General features: G+C 72.1%; 2 protein-coding genes and 1 pseudogene. 1 reads left to right on the top strand and 2 read right to left on the bottom strand.

The features are described from left to right. Nucleotides 1–161: pseudogene (locus FV223_RS32145) on the bottom strand (pyridoxal phosphate-dependent aminotransferase); the annotation flags it as partial. Between the two features lie 70 nt (nt 162–231). After that, nucleotides 232–888 (bottom strand): DUF1345 domain-containing protein, encoded by a 657-nt coding sequence (locus FV223_RS26450; protein WP_147729709.1) that lies wholly within the window; start codon nt 886–888, stop codon nt 232–234. Between the two features lie 215 nt (nt 889–1,103). Between FV223_RS26450 and FV223_RS26445 the strand changes: the two genes are divergently transcribed. Continuing rightward, nucleotides 1,104–1,838, top strand: a complete 735-nt coding sequence (locus FV223_RS26445; protein ID WP_147729710.1) for a DsbA family protein — start codon at nt 1,104–1,106, stop codon at nt 1,836–1,838. The last annotated feature ends 88 nt before the right edge of the window (nt 1,839–1,926 follow it).

Here is a 1,926-nt window from a genome sequence, read left to right as displayed (position 1 = left end):
TGCGCGGCGGCGATCACCGCCCGCGGCGCCGGCGCCGAGGGCTGCCCGACCTCCATCCGCACCACGTCCTCGCCGGCGCGCGCCTTCCCGGCGGCGGCGGCCATCACGTCCATGGCGAGGAAGGGCGCGACGGCGGCGGCACGGCGGGAGATGGGGATCATCGGATGCTTGTACCCGGGCGGCGGCCGCGGGTCAGCCCTCGGACGGGTCGGCGATGCTGCGCAACCCCCCTCAATGCCCGACGAACCCCGCCGCCATGTTGACGGCGAGCGCCAGCACGCCGGTGTTGAACAGGTAGGCGTAGACCGTCTGCACGGTGGCGATCCGGCGCATGCGCTTGCTGGTGATGTTGGTGTCCGAGGTGGCCGCCGCCGCGCCGATGGTGACGGTGAAGTACAGGAAGTCCCAGAAGTCGGGGGCGTCGTCGCCGTGGAAGTCGAGGCCGCCGCGGCTCTCGCCGGGCGCGTCGTCGCCGTAGTAGACGTGGGCGTAGTGGATCGTGAAGACGAGCTGCACGAAGGCCCAGGTGCACAGCACGGTCGCCCCGGCGAGCGTCAGGTCGAAGACCTTGCCGGCGCCGCTCGCCTTGCCGCCGAGCACCAGCACGCCGACGGCGGCGAAGCTCGCCGCGGCCGCGAGCAGCGTGAACACCGTCACCAGGGCCGCGCTGTCGTCGAGGCGCGACGCCTGCAGGCGCAGGGCGTCGCGCGACTGCCCGGTGGATTGGTGGACGATCAGCACCGCGTAGGCCACGATCCCGGCGCACCAGCCGGCGAGCAGGCGGGTGACGAGGTCGTCGCCCGGCATCAGCAGCGCGCCCGCGGCCATGATGCCGAACGCCGCGAGCAGGCGCGGGCGGAGCCGGAAGGCCCGGATGGGATTGATCATCGGCGTGACGCCTCGCGGGAGAAACTTCGATCGGGCACGACGGGATTTGACCCGCCGCCGTGAAAACGCCTAACCCGGCCGATAGCGGACCGGCCAGACCCCGGTCCGGCCCGCCCGCCGCGCCCGCCCAGCGAGGACGTATGCCTCTCTCCCGTTTCCTCTCGGCCTCCCGCCGCGCGCTGCTGCTCGCCGTCCCCTTGGCCGTTCCCTTGGCCATGCCCCTCGGCCTCCCGGCCCGGGCGCAGACCGCGCCGGCCGCGCCCTTCACCGATGCGCAGCGCGCCGGGATCGAGGCGATCGTCAAGGACTACCTGATCAAGAACCCCGACGTGCTGCAGGAGGCGATCGCCGAGGGCGAGAAGCGCCAGGCCGAGACCCAGCGCCTGGCCCAGGCCGCCGCGCTCAAGGAATCGCAGAAGGCGCTGCTCGACAGCCCGCACGACGTCGTCGCCGGCAACCCGGCGGGCGACGTCACGATGATCGAGTTCTTCGACTACAATTGCGGCTATTGCCGCAAGGCGCTCGGCGACGTGCAGGCGCTGATCAAGGCCGATCCGAAGCTGCGCGTGGTGATCAAGGATTTCCCGGTGCTCGGCCCGGAATCGCTCGAGGCCAGCCAGATCGCGCTCGCCGCCAAGCAGCAGCTCAAGGGCGACAAGCTGTTCGAGTTCCACCAGAAGCTGCTCGAATCCAAGGGCCGGGCGAACGGCGCCAAGGCCCTCGACGTCGCCAAGGCGATGGGGCTCGACGTGGCCCGGCTGCAGAAGGACGCCCAGGGCCCCGAGGTGAAGGCGGCGCTCACCGAGAACCGCGGCCTCGGCGACAAGCTCGGCCTGTCCGGCACGCCCGCCTTCATCATCGGCGACGAGATCATCCCCGGCGCCGTCGGCGTCGACCCGATCCGCAAGACCATCGCCGACGTCCGCCAGTGCGGCCACGCCTCCTGCTGAGGCGAGAAAGGGTGTCGCGAACGCGCCCGGTCGTCTAAGACCGGCGCCTTCGCGGGATCCGGGCCCCGGTCGCGCGGCCGCGCCGGCG

Origin of the sequence: Methylobacterium sp. WL116 (assembly GCF_008039455.1) — a bacterium.
Classification (GTDB): Bacteria; Pseudomonadota; Alphaproteobacteria; order Rhizobiales; family Beijerinckiaceae; genus Methylobacterium.
Note: the sequence above shows the minus strand (reverse complement) of the source record. Positions and strands in the feature narration are given on the sequence as shown.

Excerpts from the sequence above, each read along its gene's own strand:
- FV223_RS26445 (WP_147729710.1), top strand. The coding sequence starts at position 1,104 with ATGCCCCTCGGCCTCCCGGCCCGGGCGCAGACCGCGCCGGCCGCGCCC.
- FV223_RS26450 (WP_147729709.1), bottom strand. The coding sequence starts at position 888 with ATGATCAATCCCATCCGGGCCTTCCGGCTCCGCCCGCGCCTGCTCGCG.